This window comes from Cellulomonas biazotea (assembly GCF_004306155.1).
GTDB lineage: Bacteria > Actinomycetota > Actinomycetes > Actinomycetales > Cellulomonadaceae > Cellulomonas > Cellulomonas biazotea.
In genome coordinates this window covers 13,772-31,173 of record NZ_BIMR01000112.1, presented here as the reverse complement: position 1 = coordinate 31,173, position 17,402 = coordinate 13,772, and the positions used below count along the sequence as shown (strand labels likewise).

The following is a 17,402-nucleotide window of genomic DNA, read 5'->3' as shown; positions in this document are numbered from 1 at the left end:
GGTGGCCGGCGGCGAGGAGCGGGCCGACGAGGTCGGTGAGCTGCCCCTGGTGCCCGCCCCACCCGTGCACCAGGTAGACGCGTGGCCCGTGGTCGCCCCAGGTGCGCCCGGCGACGTCCCCGTTCCCGACGCGCAGGCTCCAGGGCGTGCCGCCGGGGCCGACCTCGGCGTCGCGCGCGCCGGCGGGTCGGCACCACAGGTAGAGGGCGACGCGGGCGACGGCGGCGGGCGCGACGCGGTCGAGCAGGGAGACGGCGGTCCGGACGCCGCGCGGCAGCCGCACGTGGGAACGAACGGTCGTGCTATTTTCGGTCGCTGCCAGGGTCACGAGATCCTCCAGGGTGCGTCGGTGCCGACCGACCGGGCCGGGGTGGGCGAAGGCGTCAGGCGGGTGCGACGGGTGCGACCGGCGCGACGATCCCCGCGACCAGCCGCTCGAACGCGTCCCGCGTCCGGTGCTCGGCCGCCGGGTCGCGCAGCAGCCGGTAGGCGTGGAAGTGCGCCAGCATGACGCCGTACAGGTCGTGCGCGAACTGCTCGGGGGCCAGGTCGTCGCGGAACTGCCCCTCCTTCACGCCCGCGCGGTACATCTGCGAGATCGCGTCGACGAGGTCCCAGTGGTCGCGCACGAGCTGGTCGCGCACGGCTCCGGGGTCGTCGTCGAACTCGGTCGCGGCGGACACGAACAGGCACCCGGCCGCGCTGGCCTGGGACGTCGCGAGCCACCGCTCGAACAGCTCGCGGACGCGCGGCACCCCGCGTGGCGCGGCGAGGGCGGGTCGGACGACCTCGTCGACGAAGGACTCCCGCGCGCGGCCCAGGACGGCGAGCTGCAGCGCCTCCTTGGACCGGAAGTGCGCGAACAGCCCGCTCTTCGACATCTCGGTGGCCGTCGCGAGCGAGCCGATCGTCAGGCCGGCGACGCCGATGCGCCCGGCGATCTCGACCGCCCGGTCGACCACCGCCTGCCGCGTCTCGTCGCCCTTGCCCATGTCGCAGTTCTAGCACGATCGTGCGGAACCTGGAACCCCCGGGCGGACTGCGTCGCTGCCCGGTCGGTCGCCCGATGAGGCCGCGGGACAGGAGGACGCCGTACGTACGGTGCACGCCAGACGACGTCGCCCCCGGGAGCACCGTGAAGGACCCGCAGCCGAGCACCGCCGAGGTCCGTCGCGCCCCACGCCCGGCGACGATCCCCGGGGTGCCACCCGCGGGGATCGCCGCCGCGCAACGGCTCGTCGGCAACCGCGCCGTCACGCACCTGCTGTCCGGCCTCGCTCGCCCGTCGTCCGTTCCCGCACCCGTGCAGCGCACGATCGAGGACAAGAAGAAGCAGCCGGTGACGTGGGCCAACCTCCAGGCCATGAGCACCGTGACGAGCGCGCCGCGCTGCGTCCAGCTCGTCATCCAGTTCTGGTCGCAGACGCCGAACCCCGCGACACCCGTCGTCTTCACGAGCCAGAAGGCCCTCGTCACGGACGCCCGGGCCGCGGTCGCCGACATGCCCGCCGCGTTCGCCGCCTGGCTCGACCACGACACGATCAAGGAGTTCCGCGTCTCCCTCAAGCGGCTCACCCTGACCCCGTCGGCGACGTTCGCGACCGCGCTCCAGGACCGCGAGCGCGACCTCCTGCAGGCCTGGACCACCGCGCTGGGACCGACGCCGTCCCTCCCCGCGGCCCAGCACGACGCGAAGTACAGCACGCCGGCCGACCTCTCGACGCGTCCCGCGGCGGCGACCGGCCGCGACGACGGCGCCTGGCACTCGGTGTCGTCCAACCTCCCGGGCGTCAGCGGGAAGTCGACCGGCTCCGTCAACCACGCGCTCGCCGAGGAGGCGATCGCGAACCGCGGGCTGCGGCAGCACGACGACGGCACCGCGGGGCAGGTCTGCGCGACGTGCGGGCACGTCACCGACGCGACGCAGTTCGAGGTCGACCACCAGCAGGCGTTCTCCGAGATCCGGGAGAACCTGCTCATGCTGGCCCGCGCGATGGCGCTCAACGCGACGCTGTACACCGACATCCAGAAGACCACGCCGTCGTTCGCCCGGTTCTTCCAGACGACGGGGACGCCGGGGTCCTTCGGCTGCGAGGTCGTCCTCACCGCGGAGGCGGTGCACGTCTACTCGAACGACATCGGCAACCTCATGCGCATCTGCCGCCGCTGCAACGGCGCGTGGGGCAAGAGCGACATGGACATGTTCGCGTGGTTCCGGTCCTCGCCGTACTTCGGGCAGCCGTTCATCGACGCGAACGCCCCGCCGCCCGGGCCCACCACGATCATCACGCGGACCAAGACGGGCGGGGGGTGGGGACAGGCCGCCCGCGACTGGTTCGCCACCCACCACCTCCCCGCGCTCCAGCAGCAGTTCGTCCTGGACGCCGCGCGGCGCTTCCTGCACAAGCAGCTGACCAAGCAGTCCCGCACCGGGGTCAAGGCGCTCGGCGAGACCGACCCGGTGAAGAAGGCCGCGCTCGAGCAGAAGGCGGACTCCCTCACCGGCCGCAACGCCGCGTTCCTCGGAGGGATCTCGGCCGACCAGCGGTACTTCAGCGGCGAGCTGACGGGCGAGCCGACGCCGTTCGCCCCCGGGTCACCGGGCATCTGGGAGCAGGAGCACGAGCAGGTCGCCACCAAGCGGGAGAAGCGCAAGAAGCACGAGGCGACCGCCGCCACGACGCCCTACCAGGACGGCTACGGGCACGGGAGCACCAACGCGACGTCCAGCGAGGCGACGCACAGCGGCGACCCCGCCACGCTCGCGGCGTACCGGCAGGGGTACGCCGACGGCCGGGCCGACTACCTCGCACGGTTCGCGGAGGGCGTCCGTCTGGCGCTCGGCGTCGCCGACCCCGCGACCCTCCCCGCGCTCGCGACGACCGTGACCGACCCGGCGACGGGGGACGGCGTCCGCGAGACCACGCTCAACCGCATCCACGCGGTCACCCTGGGCAGGACGGCGGGGGCGGCGAGGACGCCGCCCGACACGTCGTCGATCCCGCGCGGGACGCCGTCGACCGCAGTGCTCCTGGACGACTACCTGCAGGGGTACACCGCGGGGATGACCGGCGCCGTCGCGCCGACGGGCAGCGGCTCGACGACGTCGTGACGCGGACCGCCGGCCGGTGCCGGCACCCCGGCTCGGTGCGCGACGCCGACGGGCCGGCCGGAGGAGGGGATCCGGCCGGCCCGTCGGGCGCGGCGCGTCAGGTCGGCGCCAAAGCCGAAGCCGACGCCGACTCAGGTCAGCGCAGGTACACGCTCGGCTGCGCGGGCAGCGCGAACGGCGTCCCGAGGAAGAACCCCGGGTGCGGCGGCTGGTTGTACGCCGTGTTCTGCCACGCGATCGCGACCCGGTACTGCTGGTCGTGCAGCAGCGTCCAGACGCGGGTGTCGGTGACGATCGGCGTCGCGTAGATCCGCAGGGCGGAGTCGTCCGACCTCGCCCAGATCACCTCTTCCCGCCAGTCGCCGAGGATGTCGCCCGACAGGACCGGCGTCGCCTTGGTGCCGTTGTTGCTGTGCACGTCGGAGCCCGTGAGCAGGCGGGTGTCGCCGCCCGTGCCGTACTTGTCGATGCGGGTGCCGTCGAGCAGCTCGCGCGTCGCGTCGCCGTCCCACCACGCGAGGAAGTTCGCCGACGAGGGCTTGCGTGCCACGGCCGTCCCGGACGTGTTGCGGAGCTGGCTGTCGGACGACGACCACGACTCGGCGCCGGCGCTGCCGGACCAGATGTCGCCCGAGACACCGCGCCCGTTGTCGGTCGTCGCGGCCGTCTTCCACAGGATCTGGCCCGTCTTGGCGTCCGCCATCCACGCGTCGGGCTGGCTCGTCGACTCCGTGACCTTGTAGTACTCGAGCCCCGGACGCGTCGGGATCAGGTCGCCCAGGTGCGCGGCGTCGCCGTGCCCAGTCCCCGTGTTCCACAGGCGCGCGCCGTTGTCGTCGATGGCCGCGGCGCCGTAGACGATCTCCTGGCGCCCGTCACCGTCGACGTCGCCGACCGTCAGCGAGTGGTTGCCCTGCCCCGCGTACGCGCTGTTGCCCGACGCGCTCGAGTCGAACGTCCACCGCCGCGTCAGGGTGCCGTTGCGGTAGTCCCACGCGACGACGACTGCCCGCGTGTAGTAGCCGCGCGCCATGATGATCGACGGCCGGACGCCGTCCAGGTACGCCGTCCCGGCGAGGAACCGGTCGACCCGGTTGCCGTACGAGTCGCCCCAGCTCGACACCGTGCCGCGCGGCGGCACGTAGTCCGTCGTCGCACCGATCGCGCCCGTCTGGCCGTCGAACACCGTGAAGTACTCCGGCCCGGACAGGACGTACCCCGAGGAGTTGCGGTAGTCGGCCGACGAGCTGCCGATGACCTGGCCCGTGCCCGACCGCGTGCCGTCGGCCGTCTTCATCGCGACCTCGGCCTTGCCGTCGCCGTCGTAGTCGTACACCTGGAACTGCGTGTAGTGCGCGCCCGCCCGGATGTTGCGGCCCAGGTCGATGCGCCACAGGCGCGTGCCGTTCAGCCGGTACGCGTCGACGTACACGTTGCCCGTGACGCCCGACTGCGAGTTGTCCTTCGCGTTGGTCGGGTCCCACTTGAGGACGACCTCGAGCTGGCCGTCGCCGTCGAGGTCGCCGACCGAGCCGTCGTTCGCGACGTAGTCGGTGCCGGGCTTCGAGATCGGGACGTCGAGGTAGCCGTTGGCGAACGTCAGCGACGTCGCCGACGCGGCCTGCTCGGTCCCGTTCACGACGGCCCGCACCGTGTACGTCGCGCTCGCCGACGCCCCCGCGTCGACGTAGTTCGTCGAGCCCGTGACGGGCGACGCGTTCACCTTGGTGCCGCCGCGGTACACGTTGAACCCGGTCGACGCCGCCTCCGTGCCGAGCAGGCGCCACTGCACGAGGTTGTTCGAGCCGGACCGCACGCTGATGAGGCCGCGGTCGAGGTCCTCGGCCTGCCACGCACCGCTCGGCGGCGTCGTCGTCGTGGGCGTCGGGGTGGGGGTCGGCGTGGTCGTGGCCGTCGGAGTCGGGGTGGGCGTCGTCGGCGTCGGCGTCGGGGTCGTCGTCGGGGCCGTCCCCGTGCACGCCGTGCCGTTGAGCGCGAACGACGTCGGCGCCGTGTTGGCCGTGCCGTTCCACGTCCCGTTGAACCCGAACGACGTCGAGCCGCCCGTCGCGAGCTGCGCGTTGTAGCCCGCGTCCTTGACGCTGACGCTCGCACCCGACTGCGACGCGACGCCGTTCCACGCCTGCGAGACGGTCTGTCCCGCCGGGAACGCCCAGGTGAGCGTCCAGCCGTTGACGGCGTCGCCGAGGTTCTCGATCTTGACGTCGCCGCCGAAGCCCGCGCCCCACTGGTTGGTCACGGTGTAGGTCACGCGGCAGGCGACGGCGGCCTGCGCGCTCGTGGCGGCGACGAGGCCGCCTGTCGCCATCGTGGCGGCGGCGAGGAGTCCCGCGGCCGCGCGTCGTGCTGTCATGGCTTCCCCTTCACGGTCGGCTGCCGGGCGTCGTCACCGCGGCGTCGGGACCCGCACCGCCCGACGTCGGGTGGGCGCGGTCGTCCAGGGACCGACCGTAGGGAAGCGCTCGCCGGGGGTCACCCCTCGGACGGGCGGTGAAGCGTTTCGGGTTTGAACGATTCATGACGACGGCGGCTGCGCCGACGGCGAGGGCGCGGGCGCCGGCCGCCGGCGTGACGCCCCCGCCGGTCAGCTCGCGATCTGCACGAGGTTGCCGCACGTGTCGTCGAGCACCGCGATCGTCACCGGCCCCATCGCGAGGGGCGGCTGGACGAAGCGCACGCCCGCCGCGGTCAGCCGCTCGTACTCGGCCTGCACGTCGTCGACGCCGAACGACGCCGCCGGGATGCCGTCCTCGACGAGCCCCGCCTTGTACGGCCCGACGACGGGGTGCCCGTCGGGCTCGAGCAGCAGCTGGACGCCGTCGGGGTCGGCCGACGAGACGACGGTCAGCCACCGGTGCTCGCCCAGCGGGACGTCGACCTTGGGCTCGAAGCCCAGGACGCGCGTGTAGAAGTCGAGGGCCTTGTCCTGGTCGTCGACGAAGACGCTGGTGACGGTGAGTCGGATCATCGGTCTGCTCCTCCGGGTCCTGCGGGACGGTCGCCGTCGCGCACCGGCCAGCGGCGGGCGATCTCGGCGAGCGGGGTGGTGTCCAGGTCGTGCAGCTTGTAGCGGCCCTCGCGCCGCGTGACGACGAGGCCCGCGGACTCCAGCACGTCGAGGTGCTGCGAGACGGCCTGCCGCGACGACGCCAGGCCGTGCTTCATCGTGAGCCGGGTGCAGATCTCGAAGAGCGACTGGCCGTCGCGCTCGTGCAGCTCGTCGAGGATCGCCCGTCGGGTGGGGTCGGCGAGCGCCTTGTAGACGTCGTCGGGCACGGGTCCTTTATAGGCAAGTGTTCACTTGCCTGTCAACGGCGGTGTCGATTCCGGACCCCGTCGCGCGTCACCAGGGTGCACGGTGTCCCCTGGACCCGGTGCCACCCACCCGAGCCGAAGGAGCGACATGACCGACGACCGCACCCGCTGGATGGTCCTGCTGTACGAGGACGAGCAGGCCTGGGCCGACGCCACCCCCGAGCAGCAGGAGGCCTACCTCGACCGTCACCGCGACTACGAGACCCGCGCGGGCGACCACGGCGTCGCGATCCTGTCGAGCGACGCCCTGCAGCCCACCACCACCGCGACCACGCTGCGTCCCGACGCCGACCGCACCGCCACCGACGGGCCGTTCGCCGAGACCACCGAGCATCTCGGCGGGTTCTACCTCGTCGAGGCCGCCACGCAGGACGACGTCGTCGCGCACGCGCGTCTGCTGCCCCCGTCGTACACGATCGAGGTCCGCCCCGTCGCGATCCTCTGACGCCGGCCGTCGATCCGCCGCCGGGCCGCGCGTCATCCCGTCGACACACGCCGGACGCCCCTCGCACCCAGGAGCCCGCATGACCTCGGACCACGCCCGCACCGCCCACCACCCGCGGCGCCTCGCACCGCGCCGTGCGCGGAGGCGGGCATGAGGTTCGTCGTCCTGCGCTACGGCGCCTCGGCCGAGGGGCCGTCCGGCGGCACGGACCTCCTCGACGACCTGACCGCCCCCGGAGCGGCTCCACCCGTCACGAGCGCCGGCGTCGGGCCCGACCTCACCGACGACGCCGCGATCACCGGCGCGCTCGCGCGGATCGCGGCGGGCTCGCGCAGCCTGCGCGACGACCTCGCCACGCTCGCCGCCGTGCTGGGTGTCACGACCGTGCTCGACGAGCAGCTCGGCTCCCCCGACGTCGCGACGACCGTCCGCTCGCGCGCCCAGGGCCTCACCCTCACCGACGGCCCGGCCGCGACGCCCGACGGCCCGCTCGTCGGACTGCACGTCCTCGACGCACCCGACCTCGACGCGCTCGTCGACGTCCTCACCCTGCTCCCCGCAGGCACCTTCGAGGTCCACCCGGTGGTCGCCGCATGACGGGCGCCGAGCAGGCCGCCGCAGACGCCCTCGCCGACGCGTGGCACACGCACTGGTCGCGGCTCATCGCGCTGCTGATCGGCCAGTACGGGCGTCCCGACCTCGCCGAGGACGCGGTGTCCGACGCGCTCGAGTCGGCCGCTCGGCACTGGCCCGTCGACGGCGTGCCCGCGAGCACGGGAGCCTGGCTGCTGACTGCGGCCCGCCGACGGGTGCTCGATCGCCTGCGGTCGGAGGCGGTGCAGCGCCGCAAGGCCCCGCTCATGGTCGTCGACGACGAGATGCGGGCCGCGGCCGCGGCGGCCGTCGACCCCGGGGCGCACGTCGCCGACGAGCAGCTGCGCCTCGTGTTCGCGTGCTGCCACCCCGCGATCGCCCCCGACGACCGCGTCGCGCTGACCCTGCGCTTCGTCGTCGGGCTCTCGACGGCCGAGATCGCGCGCCTGCTGCTCGTCCAGGAGTCGGCGATGGCGGCCCGTCTGACCCGCGCGAAGAAGCGCCTCGCCGCCTCGGGCATCCCCTTCGCGACCCCGCCGACCGACCGCCTCGACGAGCGGCTCGACGTCGTCGCGACCGTCGTCTACCTGGCCTTCACGTCGGGCTACCAGCCCGGCGCGGGCGACGTCCCGCTGCGCGTCGACCTGGGCGACGAGGCGATCCGCCTGCTGCGCGTGCTCGACGGCCTGCTGCCCGACCGTCCCGTGGTGCGCGCGCTGCTCGCCCTCCTGCTGCTGCAGCACTCCCGCCGCGACACCCGCCTCGACGCGGCCGGTGCCCTGGTCCTGCTCCCCGACCAGGACCGCACCCGCTGGCACCAGGACGAGATCACCGAGGCCCTGACCCTCCTGTCCACCCTCACCCCCAAGGTCACCCCGGCTCCCCCGCCCACCCCTCCTGTCACGGAACCACGGACTGCGGCACGCGCGTCGGCAACCCCCACGCCGCCCGCGCCGTCCGACCCCGCGACCTCCACGCCTACGCCGTCCGACCCCGCGGCTCCCGCCCCCGCTCGACGCCCGTACCCGCCCATGTCGCGCCTCGCCCGCGAGTACGTCCTGCAGGCGCTCGTCGCCGCCGAGCACGCGGCGGCGCCGACGTCGCAGGACACCCGCTGGGACGTCGTCGCGGTCCGCTACGCCGAGCTCGAGCGGCTCACGGGCTCGCCGGTCGTCCGGCTGGCCCGCGCGGTCGCCGTCGCCGAGGCGGAGGGTCCCGACGCCGGTCTGCGCCTGCTCGACGGCCTCGACGAGGCCCTCCCCCGCCTGCACCGGGTCCCGGCGGTCCGCGCCGAGCTCCTGACCCGCGCCGGCCGCCCGGCAGCCGCCGCCGCGTCGTACCGCCACGCCCTCACGCTGGTCACCAACCCGACAGAACGCGCCCACCTCGAGTCCCGCCTCTCCTCCACCCTCACCCCACCCCCACCCCCGCCTTAGCACCACGCCACCCTCAACCTCCCGACCCCCCTCGGCCCCACGGGCGGCGGCCGAGCTCGCTGGTCGCAGTCGAGGTCGTCGGTCCCGGTCGAGTTCGCCGTCTGCAGCAAGCGAACTCGGCAGCGACCGGCGAACTCGACGCCCCTACTGGAGGTAACGGCGCGGCGTGAGCGGCGTCGGCTGGGGAATCAGACGATGGACGCGGGACACCAGGTCGCCCCGCACGAGGTCCTCCTTCGTGACACGGAGGACCCGCCACCCCGCCTCGACGATCGCGTCGTGCCTCCGCTTCTCGCGGGCGAGGGCGTCGGCGTCCGCGCGGTACTTGGACCGGCCGTCGTACTCGAGGAGCAGCCGCCACTCCTCCCACCCGAGGTCACCCCAGTAGCTTCCGAGCCGGGTCGCGACGCGGACCTGGGTGGTCGGCGCCGGCAGACCGGCTCGGAGCAGGAGGTAGCGGGTACCCGACTCTCCCGCGGACTCCGCCCCGCCGTCCGCGGCCCCGACGACGGCGCGCGCACGGTGGACGCCCCGGCGCCCGGCCCGCTCGTCGAGCAGCATCGCGAGCACCTCCGGGTCGACGCCCGCTCGCAGGGCCGCGTCCGCGACGACGAGCCCGTGGAGAGCAGGCAGCGCGGCCGCGCAGTCGACGACGGTGCGCGCGAGCGACGTCACGGGCAGTCCGTCGAGCACCGCCCGGTCGCGCTCGGTCGGGCATCCGTGGTGCCACCGGACCACCGGGTCGGCGCCCAGGCCACGGCGGTGCTGATGGAGGACGTGCGTCGCCGCCGGCAGCCGCCAGAGGGGCAGGCCCCAGACCAGCGCCGCCGACTCGTGCGAGAACCAGTGCGGCGCGGCGAGCCGCTCGTGGATCCCCACGATGCGCGCGTGCTCGACCGCGCGGGCACGCGCGGCCCCCGGCTCGTCGGCAGCGGCGGTGGGCAGGTAGACCCCGCGGGCCACCCGCTCCCACTGCCCGCTGCGGACGTGGCGACGCACCTCGTCCGGCGGTCGCTCGGCTGCCCGGATGACGTCAGGGCGTCGGCCGGGCGTGGGGACGAGGAGGTCACCGGGGCGGCGAGGCATCCCCGGACGCTCGCATCACGACCACCCCGACACCCCGCCGACCGAGCAAACCTGTGAGGACACCGCCGACCCGACACCCCTGTGCACCGCTCACCACAGATCGACCTCCCCGCCGGCCACCGAGTTCGCCGCCTCGCTCCGAGTTCGCCGACTCGGTCCGAGTTCGCCGACTACGACAAGCGAACTCGGCCCGAGCTGACGACCTCGAGGGCGGGGTGGGCGCGTGGGGGTGGCGTGTGGGGGGGGGGAGGGGCCGACGCGGTCAGCCCAGGAGGAGGAGGGTCAGGAGGGTGAGGTTGAGGGCGACGACCAGGGCCACGACCAGGACCAGGACCGCGTGCAGCCACGGCCCGTTGCGGTCGGCGCCCATGAGGGTGCGGTCGCGGGTCAGACGGACCAGCGGGATGACGGCGAACGGGATGCCGAAGCTCAGGACGACCTGGCTGAGGACGAGGGTCCACGTGGGGTCGGCGCCGACGGCGAGCAGGACGATCGCGGGGACGAGGGTGACGACGCGCCGGGCGAGCAGCGGGAACTGCCGGTGCAGCAGGCCCTCCATGATCGTCGCGCCGGCGTAGGCGCCGACGGACGTGGACGCCAGCCCGGAGGCGAGCAGGCCGACGGCGAACGCGATGCCGATGCCGGGGCCGAGCGCGCTGACGATCGCGGCGTGCGCTCCCTCGATCGTGTCGGTGCCTTCGACACCGCGCAGGCTGGACGCGGCGAGCAGCAGCAGGCCGATGTTGACGACGCCGGCGATGACGAGCGCCCCGCCGACGTCCCAGCGGGTGGCGCGCAGCAGGTGGACGCGGCCCTCGCCGGCGGGCGCGTGGCCGTGCCGGTCGCGGACGAGGGCGGAGTGCACGTAGATGGCGTGCGGCATGACGGTCGCACCGAGCATGGACGCGGCGAGGAGCACGGAGTCGGTGCCGTCGAACCGGGGCACGAGCCCGGACAGGACGCCGCGGGCGTCGGGCGGGCTGACCAGCAGGCCCGCGAGGAAGCCGACGGTGATGACGGCGAGCAGGGCGACGACGACGGCCTCGAACCGGCGCTGGCCGTACACGTTCTGGGTGGCGAGCAGCACCATGGAGACGACACCGACGATGAGCCCGCCGAGGGGCAGCGGGACGCCGAACAGGAGCTGGAGGGCGATGGCACCGCCGACGACCTCGGCGATGTCGGTCGCGGCGGCGACGAGCTCGGCCTGCCCCCAGAACGCGAGCCGCGGTCCGCGGCGCATGCGCTTGCCGAGCACGCCGGGCAGGGAGTCGCCGGTGACGAGCCCGAGCTTGGCCGACTGGTACTGGACGAGCACGGCCATGACGTTGGCGGCGACGAGCACCCACAGCAGCAGGTACCCGTAGCGGGCGCCGGCGGTGAGGTTGGCGGCGACGTTGCCGGGGTCGACGTAGGCGATGGCGGCGACGAACGCGGGTCCGAGGAGCAGCGGGGTGCGCCGCAGCGAGCGGGTGGGCGTCGTCGCCCCGCGCTCGACGTCGACTCGGGTCACGGCGTCCTCCAGGAAAGTTCGGGTACCCGAAACTCTATACCCGGACGACCGGATCCTCGCGTCTGCGACGCGTCAGGACGGGCGAGGGCTCAGGCCGCCTCGACCTCGCGCACCCACCGCGTCGCCCCCGGCGTGAACCCGACCTTCGCGAAGTACTCGCGCATCTGCGGCGCAGGCTCGACCTGCAGCACGCGCAGCCCGTGCGCGGCGAACACGCCGCTGTGCCGGTACACGAACTCGCCGGGCGTGAAGTCGCGGAACCGCGTCGTCACCCAGTCGAGGTCGACGAGCCCCACGCCGTCGCCGACGTCCCGCACCACGACGACGCCGACGACCTCGTCGCCGCGCGCCACGAGGAACCCGTGCGCGTCGTCGGCGAGGGCGAACCCGGGCTGGAAGCGGGCGATCTCCTCGCCGTGCACGCCGAGGAAGTGCCGCAGGTACGCGTCGTCGCGGCCGACGTCGACGACGGTGTACGCGCGCTCGTCGTGCCGCTCGCGCAGCAGCCGCACGAGCCAGTACACGTCGATGATCGCGATCGCACCGTTCATCACGGCGAACGCCCAGATCCCGAACGCGGCGTTGTACCCGGTGGCGAGCACCGCACCGATGAGGTTGAGGACCCGGAACCGCAGGACCCGCGCCTGCATGAGGGACACGACCACGAGGACCGACCCGGCCCACCCGACGACTTCCAGCCACAGCATGCCCGCAGTATCGCCGCTCGGGGCCCACGGGACCCGGGACCGCACCTCACGCCGGCCCGACGGGCACCGCCGAGAGGGCACGACCGCGCCGGCCCGGCGCTGCCCCTGACGGCGACGACCGCGCCCGGAATTGCCTCGCCCCACGCCCGACCCGAGGAGCATCGTGGACGCATGACGTCATGGTCGATGCACGAGGTCCCCGTCCCCGCGTCCGTGGACGCCCCCGACGCGGGACCGCTGCTCGCGCTCACCCGGGTGACGAACGACGTCATCGCGCACGAGTGGGGCACGCGCGACTACGACCGCACGCCGCAGGAGATCCTCGGCTCGCTGCGCGACCAGGCGTACGTCCGCAAGGACCGGCTGCTCGTGACGTCCGACGAGGACGGCCCCGACGGTCCCGCGGGCACGCCGCTCGCGTACCTCGCGATGAACCTGCCGCTGCGGGAGAACACGCACACCGCGCACGTCGAGGTCGGCGTCCTCGCGCCGTACCGCAGCCGGGGCATCGGCGGGGCGCTGCACGACGAGGCGCTGCGCCGGGCCCGCGAGGCCGGCCGGCGGGCGCTCACGGGGAGCACGGACCAGCTCGACGAGCCCGCGGAGGGCCCTGCGACGCTGGTCCCGTCGACGGGCACGGGCCGGGTCGCCGCGCAGGACCCGGCGGTGCGGTTCGTCGCGTCCCGTGGCTGGCAGCTCGAGCAGGTCGCCCGCCGGTCCGTCCTGCCCGTGCCGGTCGACCCCGACATCCTGGCCCGGCACCGCGCCGCGGCGCAGGAGCACGCCGGCGACGAGTACCGCGTCGTGCACTGGGGCTCGCACGCCCCCGACGAGTGGGTCGACGAGTACGCGAAGCTCAACACGCGCATGAGCACCGACGTCCCCCTCGGCGGTCTCGACTTCGAGGAGGACGTCTGGGACGCGGAGCGGATCCGCCGGACCGAGGCGCAGTTCGTCGACCGCGGCATCGAGCTCGTCGTCGCCGCCGCGGAGCACGTCCCGACGCGCACGCTCGCCGCGTACACGACGCTCATGCTGCCGCCCGACAACGAGGAGTTCGTGCACCAGGAGGACACGCTCGTCCTCAAGGAGCACCGCGGCCGACGGCTCGGCCTGCTGGTCAAGGCCGCGAACCTCCAGCGGCTCGCCGAGGTCCGCCCCGCCGCACGCCGGATCGCGACGTGGAACGCGGAGGAGAACTCCTACATGCTCCGCATCAACATCGACCTGGGCTTCCGCCCGGCCGGCGGCTCCGGGGAGTGGCAGCTGCGCCTCGACGGCACCGACTGACCCGTCAGGCGCCGACCGCGGTGCCTGACGGCTGCGACCGGCTCCACCAGCCCGACCACCGCTCCTCGACCTCGGCGAACGTCGACTCGTCGATCCCGTACGTCGACAGCACGGCCCCGACGGTCCCGTGCGGCGGGTGGCTCGCGACGGGCGTCTCGAGGATGACGAGGAACGACTCGGTGATGCCGTGCAGCTGCAGCCCGAACTGGTGCTCCTCCTTGTAGACGAGCGTCCCGCCGAGCAGCGTCCCGTCGGGGCGTCGCGCCTGCACGTGCCCGCCGACCGGGATGCCGCGCACGCCGTGCAGGCCCGCCCGGTCGAGGAGCCGGTCGCGCCGGTCGCCCGCGTCGAGGCCGAACACCGACAACGTCCGCCGCTCCTGGCCGCGGTGGGCGCGCAGCGCGAACCGCAGCTGCTGCGCGAACTGGATCCAGCCCTCGTCGATGGGGTCGTACACGCCGTCGTAGGACGCGAGCCCGTCGTGGCTGCTGCGGGTGATCGTCAGGCGCGTGTGGCCGGGGTCGTGCGACGCGGCGGTGACCGCGAGGACGTCGTGGCTCGGCGTCGTGAGGGTGTGCACGAGGTTGTCGCCGTCGGCGCTCTGCCCCACGACCGGGGACCCGACGAAGTAGTCGCGGATCTCGGCGTCGAGCCCGTCGTAGTCCCAGCCGAACCAGCGTCGCACCAGGTCCGGCTCGCGCAGGTGCGCCCACACGGTGTGCAGGTCGGCGGGGAGGTCGAGCGACACGATCTCGCGGCGGTCGAGCGTCATCGGGCATCACCTCGGCGTCGTCGGTGCCGTGCGTCGTCGTCCGACGCCGGACACTTCCGACCGTATCCGGACCCGCCCGCGCGCGCCTCAGCAGGTCGGCGCGGCCCCGCGCGTGGGGCCGCGGGACCGGTCAGGCGGTGCCGTCGAGGGGCAGCGCCGCGACGGCGTCGGCCTCGACGGACAGCGCGACGACGCTCCCCGGGTCGAGCCGCACCCCGACGGGCGCGAGCGCGGTGACGGCGCCGATCCCGTCGACGTCGACCCGCACCTCGGACCGTCCGCGCCGCGAGGTGACGCCCAGGACGGTTCCCTTGACCGCCCCGTCCTCGACCTGGGCCCCGACCCCGCCGGCCCCGGCAACCTCGGCGGCCCCGGCAACGGCGCCCCCAGCCGCCCGGACGGAGCCCCGCGCACCCGCCCCCCGCGCCGCGTCGACGACGAACGCCCCCTCGGCCAGCGCGAGGACCGCACCGGCCCCGACGCCCCGCCCGCGGTCGTCGAGCGCGCGCCGCAGCGGCTGCGCCGCGTCGGCGTCGACGGGCACGAACGCCTCGTACCCGAGGAACTCCGCGACCCGCCGCCCGGCGGGCCGGTGCCACAGGTCGGCGGGGGTGCCGACCTGCAGCAGCCGCCCACGGTCCATGACGGCGACACGGTCGGCGACGGCGAACGCCTCGTCCTGGTCGTGCGTGACGAGGACGGCGGTCGTGCGCGTGGCGACGAGCGCGGCGCGCAGGTCGACGGCGAGGCGTTCGCGCAGGGACCGGTCGAGCGCGGACAGCGGCTCGTCGAGCAGCAGCAGCCGGGGTCGGGGCGCGAGGGCGCGCGCGAGCGCGACGCGCTGCCGCTCACCGCCGGACAGGGTGGCGACGGGTCGCGGGCCGTAGCCGCCGAGCCCGACGAGGTCGAGCAGCGCGTCGACCTGCGCGGCGCGGTCCCCGGCCGCCCACGGCCGGCCGTCGTCTCCCCGTCCCTGACCCGACCCGCGCCCGGCCGTGCGCCGCCCCGCGAGGCCGTACGCGACGTTCCCCGCGACGTCCCGGTGCGCGAAGAGCTGCCCGTCCTGGAACATCAGGCCGAACCCGCGGCGGTGCACGGGCACGTCGTCGACGGGCTCGCCGTCGAACGCGACCGACCCGGCGGCGAGCGGCTCGAGCCCCGCGACGGCACGCAGCAGCGACGACTTGCCGCACCCGGACGGGCCGAGCAGCGCGACGACCTCCCCGGGGGCGACGTCGAGCGACACCCCGTCGACGGCGGTCGTGACGTCGCGCCGTCCCGCCGGGTAGCGGACGACGACGTCGCGGACCTGCAGACCGGTCACCAGTCACCTCCGGGGCTCGACGCCCGCAGCCGCTCGCACGCGGCGACGACCCCGGCGGTGAGGACCGCGAGGACGACGGACGCCGCGAGCGCCATCTCGTAGTGGTGCTCGCCGGGCCGGCCGATGAGCCGGAAGATCACGACGGGCAGGGTCGGACGGTCGGGGCGGGCGAGGAACGACGTGGCGCCGAACTCGCCGAGCGACGCCGCGAACGCGAACCCGACGGCGAGCCCGAGGGACCGGGCCGCGACGGGCAGGTCGACGGTCGCCAGCACGCGGCCGGGCCCGGAGCCGAGCGTCGCGGCGGCCTCCCGCAGGCGGGGGTCGAGCGCACGCAGGACGGGCAGGACGGTCCGCACGACGAGCGGCACGGCGACGACGGCCTGCGCGACCGGCACGAGGACGGCCGACGTGCGCAGGTCGAGGTCCAGCCCGAAGGGCCGGTGCATCGACAGCAGGAAGCCGAAGCCGACGGTCACCGCGGACACCCCGAGGGGCAGCATGAACAGCGCGTCGAGGCCGGCGACGGCGTGCCGCCCGACGGTCCGGCGCGGGCGTCGGGACACGACGAGCGCGACGAGCCCGCCGACGACGAGCGCGAGGACGGTGGCGTCGAGGGCGACCCGCAGCGACGTGACGGTCGCGTCGAGCGCGCTGACGCCGAGGGTGTCGGCGGGCGTCGCGAGGGCCGCGTAGTGGTCGAGGCCCCAGCCGTCGTCGGTGCGCAGCGACCGCACGACGAGGTTGACGAGCGGCAGGGCGAGCAGCGCGACGACGACCGCGGTGAGGGCGGCGGCGGCGAGGTCGAGCCCGTGGCCGTCGCCGCGCGGCACCCCGGCGGGTCGGCGCAGGGTGAGCGGGCGGACGGCGGTGACCGGCTCGGACAGCGTGAGGGCGCGCTCGCGGCGGGCCCGGGCGCGACCGGCGACGAGCAGCGCACCCGCGACGACGACGAGCTGCACGACGGACAGCACCGCGGCGGCGCGCAGGTCGAGGAACTGGGTGGTCTGCACCCAGATCTCGGTCTCGATGGTGCCGAACCGCATGCCGCCCAGGACGAGGACGGTCCCGAACGCCGTCGCGCAGAACAGGAACACGAGCGACGCGGCCGACGCGATCGCGGGGGCCAGCGCGGGCAGCGTGACCGTCCGCAGCGCCCGCCACGGTGACGCGCCCAGGGCCCGGGCGGCCTGCTCGGCACGCGGGTCGAGCCGCTCCCACAGCCCGCCCACGGCCCGCACGACGACCGCGTAGTTGAAGAACACGAGGGCCGCGACGATCGCCGCGAACGTCCCGTCGAGCCGCAGGAACCCGAGCGGCCCGCCGTCGACGAGCAGCGACCGGAACGCGACGCCGACGACGACGGTCGGCAGCACGAACGGCACGGTGACCAGGGCGCGCACCGCGGTCCGGCCACGGAACGTGCGGCGGTACAGCACGTACGCGCCGGGCACGCCCAGCCCGACGGACACGACGGTCGCGATCGACGCCTGCGCGAGGGTCAGCCCGACGATCCGCCACGTCCGCGGCCGCGAGAACACGTCGACGAACCCCGACAGGTCGAGCGCACCGTCGACGACGAACCCGCGCCCGACCATGACGACCACAGGCCAGGCGAAGAACACCCCGAGGAACAGCAGCGGCACGGCGACCGCCGCGCACCAGAACGCGACGACCCCCGCCGACGCGCGCGGTCCGCGGCGACGCGCGCCCCCGCCCGGCGCACCGTGGGCGGGTGCGTCGGTCGGGGGCGGGGCGCCGGGCGGCGCGAGCGTCGCGGTCATCGG

At 74.7% G+C, this 17,402-nt stretch carries 16 protein-coding genes; 5 read left to right on the top strand and 11 right to left on the bottom strand.

Going from position 1 to position 17,402, the window contains the following annotated elements:
* Together CBZ_RS08930 and CBZ_RS08925 are read right to left on the bottom strand one after the other, a co-directional pair.
* Window positions 1-328 (bottom strand): alpha/beta fold hydrolase family protein (locus tag CBZ_RS08930; RefSeq protein WP_218022738.1); only part of this gene is annotated, 328 nt, incomplete at its 3' end.
* Between the two features lie 55 nt (window positions 329-383).
* Window positions 384-992, bottom strand: coding sequence for a TetR/AcrR family transcriptional regulator (locus CBZ_RS08925; protein ID WP_130781216.1), 609 nt, complete (start codon window positions 990-992; stop codon window positions 384-386).
* A 143-nt stretch (window positions 993-1,135) separates the two neighbouring features.
* On the opposite strand from CBZ_RS08925, the gene CBZ_RS08920 reads away from it, so the two are divergent.
* Entirely contained in the window at window positions 1,136-3,112 is a 1,977-nt protein-coding gene (locus tag CBZ_RS08920; RefSeq protein WP_130781215.1) for a hypothetical protein, read from the top strand.
* A 136-nt stretch (window positions 3,113-3,248) separates the two neighbouring features.
* Here the strand turns inward: CBZ_RS08920 and CBZ_RS08915 are convergent, their stop codons facing one another.
* From CBZ_RS08915 to CBZ_RS08905, 3 genes are all read right to left on the bottom strand, one after another.
* On the bottom strand, window positions 3,249-5,486 hold the full coding sequence (locus CBZ_RS08915; protein WP_130781214.1) for a rhamnogalacturonan lyase family protein: 2,238 nt from the start codon (window positions 5,484-5,486) through the stop codon (window positions 3,249-3,251).
* Window positions 5,487-5,717: 231 nt separating this feature from the next.
* Window positions 5,718-6,101, bottom strand: coding sequence for a VOC family protein (locus CBZ_RS08910; protein WP_281274866.1), 384 nt, complete (start codon window positions 6,099-6,101; stop codon window positions 5,718-5,720).
* Entirely contained in the window at window positions 6,098-6,409 is a 312-nt protein-coding gene (locus CBZ_RS08905) for an ArsR/SmtB family transcription factor (RefSeq protein ID WP_130781213.1), read from the bottom strand. The genes CBZ_RS08910 and CBZ_RS08905 overlap by 4 nt, the downstream gene beginning before the upstream one ends.
* A 127-nt stretch (window positions 6,410-6,536) precedes the next feature.
* Here CBZ_RS08905 and CBZ_RS08900 point away from each other — a divergent pair, with 127 nt between their 5' ends.
* The 3 genes from CBZ_RS08900 to CBZ_RS08890 all read left to right on the top strand — a co-directional run bounded on the left by CBZ_RS08900 (window position 6,537) and on the right by CBZ_RS08890 (window position 8,923).
* Window positions 6,537-6,893 carry a YciI family protein gene (locus tag CBZ_RS08900; protein WP_130781212.1) on the top strand — a complete coding sequence of 119 codons (357 nt, stop codon included), beginning with the start codon at window positions 6,537-6,539 and terminating at the stop codon, window positions 6,891-6,893.
* 150 nt (window positions 6,894-7,043) lie between these two features.
* The gene (locus tag CBZ_RS08895) at window positions 7,044-7,490 is read left to right on the top strand and encodes a YciI family protein (protein ID WP_130781211.1); all 447 of its coding nucleotides are present in this window, start codon (window positions 7,044-7,046) and stop codon (window positions 7,488-7,490) included.
* The gene (locus CBZ_RS08890) at window positions 7,487-8,923 is read left to right on the top strand and encodes an RNA polymerase sigma factor (RefSeq protein ID WP_130781210.1); all 1,437 of its coding nucleotides are present in this window, start codon (window positions 7,487-7,489) and stop codon (window positions 8,921-8,923) included. The genes CBZ_RS08895 and CBZ_RS08890 overlap by 4 nt, the downstream gene beginning before the upstream one ends.
* Before the next feature lie 144 nt (window positions 8,924-9,067).
* Here CBZ_RS08890 and CBZ_RS08885 read toward each other — a convergent pair whose 3' ends face one another.
* The 3 genes from CBZ_RS08885 to CBZ_RS08875 all read right to left on the bottom strand — a co-directional run bounded on the left by CBZ_RS08885 (window position 9,068) and on the right by CBZ_RS08875 (window position 12,229).
* Window positions 9,068-10,009, bottom strand: a complete 942-nt coding sequence (locus tag CBZ_RS08885; RefSeq protein ID WP_130781209.1) for a type IV toxin-antitoxin system AbiEi family antitoxin domain-containing protein — start codon at window positions 10,007-10,009, stop codon at window positions 9,068-9,070.
* A 262-nt stretch (window positions 10,010-10,271) separates the two neighbouring features.
* Complete coding sequence (locus tag CBZ_RS08880) at window positions 10,272-11,522, bottom strand: Nramp family divalent metal transporter (protein ID WP_130781208.1); 1,251 nt, start codon at window positions 11,520-11,522, stop codon at window positions 10,272-10,274.
* A gap of 89 nt (window positions 11,523-11,611) precedes the next feature.
* Window positions 11,612-12,229 carry a hypothetical protein gene (locus CBZ_RS08875; RefSeq protein WP_130781207.1) on the bottom strand — a complete coding sequence of 206 codons (618 nt, stop codon included), beginning with the start codon at window positions 12,227-12,229 and terminating at the stop codon, window positions 11,612-11,614.
* Window positions 12,230-12,400: 171 nt separating this feature from the next.
* Here CBZ_RS08875 and CBZ_RS08870 point away from each other — a divergent pair, with 171 nt between their 5' ends.
* Window positions 12,401-13,519, top strand: coding sequence for a GNAT family N-acetyltransferase (locus tag CBZ_RS08870; RefSeq protein WP_130781206.1), 1,119 nt, complete (start codon window positions 12,401-12,403; stop codon window positions 13,517-13,519).
* A gap of 4 nt (window positions 13,520-13,523) precedes the next feature.
* On the opposite strand, the gene CBZ_RS08865 is transcribed toward CBZ_RS08870, so the two are convergent.
* The 3 genes from CBZ_RS08865 to CBZ_RS08855 all read right to left on the bottom strand — a co-directional run bounded on the left by CBZ_RS08865 (window position 13,524) and on the right by CBZ_RS08855 (window position 17,399).
* A complete protein-coding gene (locus tag CBZ_RS08865) occupies window positions 13,524-14,291 on the bottom strand; it encodes a hypothetical protein (RefSeq protein ID WP_130781205.1) in 768 nt (255 codons plus the stop codon).
* Between the two features lie 130 nt (window positions 14,292-14,421).
* Entirely contained in the window at window positions 14,422-15,618 is a 1,197-nt protein-coding gene (locus CBZ_RS08860) for an ABC transporter ATP-binding protein (RefSeq protein WP_165446710.1), read from the bottom strand.
* On the bottom strand, window positions 15,612-17,399 hold the full coding sequence (locus CBZ_RS08855; RefSeq protein ID WP_130781203.1) for an ABC transporter permease: 1,788 nt from the start codon (window positions 17,397-17,399) through the stop codon (window positions 15,612-15,614). The genes CBZ_RS08860 and CBZ_RS08855 overlap by 7 nt, the downstream gene beginning before the upstream one ends.
* Window positions 17,400-17,402 lie beyond the last annotated feature (3 nt).

Bases quoted from the DNA above. Each gene is read 5' to 3' on its own strand.
- CBZ_RS08910 (WP_281274866.1), bottom strand. From the start codon at position 6,101: ATGATCCGACTCACCGTCACCAGCGTCTTCGTCGACGACCAGGACAAG.
- CBZ_RS08895 (WP_130781211.1), top strand. From the start codon at position 7,044: ATGAGGTTCGTCGTCCTGCGCTACGGCGCCTCGGCCGAGGGGCCGTCC.
- CBZ_RS08870 (WP_130781206.1), top strand. From the start codon at position 12,401: ATGACGTCATGGTCGATGCACGAGGTCCCCGTCCCCGCGTCCGTGGAC.
- CBZ_RS08885 (WP_130781209.1), bottom strand. From the start codon at position 10,009: ATGCCTCGCCGCCCCGGTGACCTCCTCGTCCCCACGCCCGGCCGACGC.
- CBZ_RS08900 (WP_130781212.1), top strand. From the start codon at position 6,537: ATGACCGACGACCGCACCCGCTGGATGGTCCTGCTGTACGAGGACGAG.
- CBZ_RS08890 (WP_130781210.1), top strand. From the start codon at position 7,487: ATGACGGGCGCCGAGCAGGCCGCCGCAGACGCCCTCGCCGACGCGTGG.
- CBZ_RS08875 (WP_130781207.1), bottom strand. From the start codon at position 12,229: ATGCTGTGGCTGGAAGTCGTCGGGTGGGCCGGGTCGGTCCTCGTGGTC.
- CBZ_RS08865 (WP_130781205.1), bottom strand. From the start codon at position 14,291: ATGACGCTCGACCGCCGCGAGATCGTGTCGCTCGACCTCCCCGCCGAC.
- CBZ_RS08925 (WP_130781216.1), bottom strand. From the start codon at position 992: ATGGGCAAGGGCGACGAGACGCGGCAGGCGGTGGTCGACCGGGCGGTC.
- CBZ_RS08915 (WP_130781214.1), bottom strand. From the start codon at position 5,486: ATGACAGCACGACGCGCGGCCGCGGGACTCCTCGCCGCCGCCACGATG.
- CBZ_RS08855 (WP_130781203.1), bottom strand. From the start codon at position 17,399: ATGACCGCGACGCTCGCGCCGCCCGGCGCCCCGCCCCCGACCGACGCA.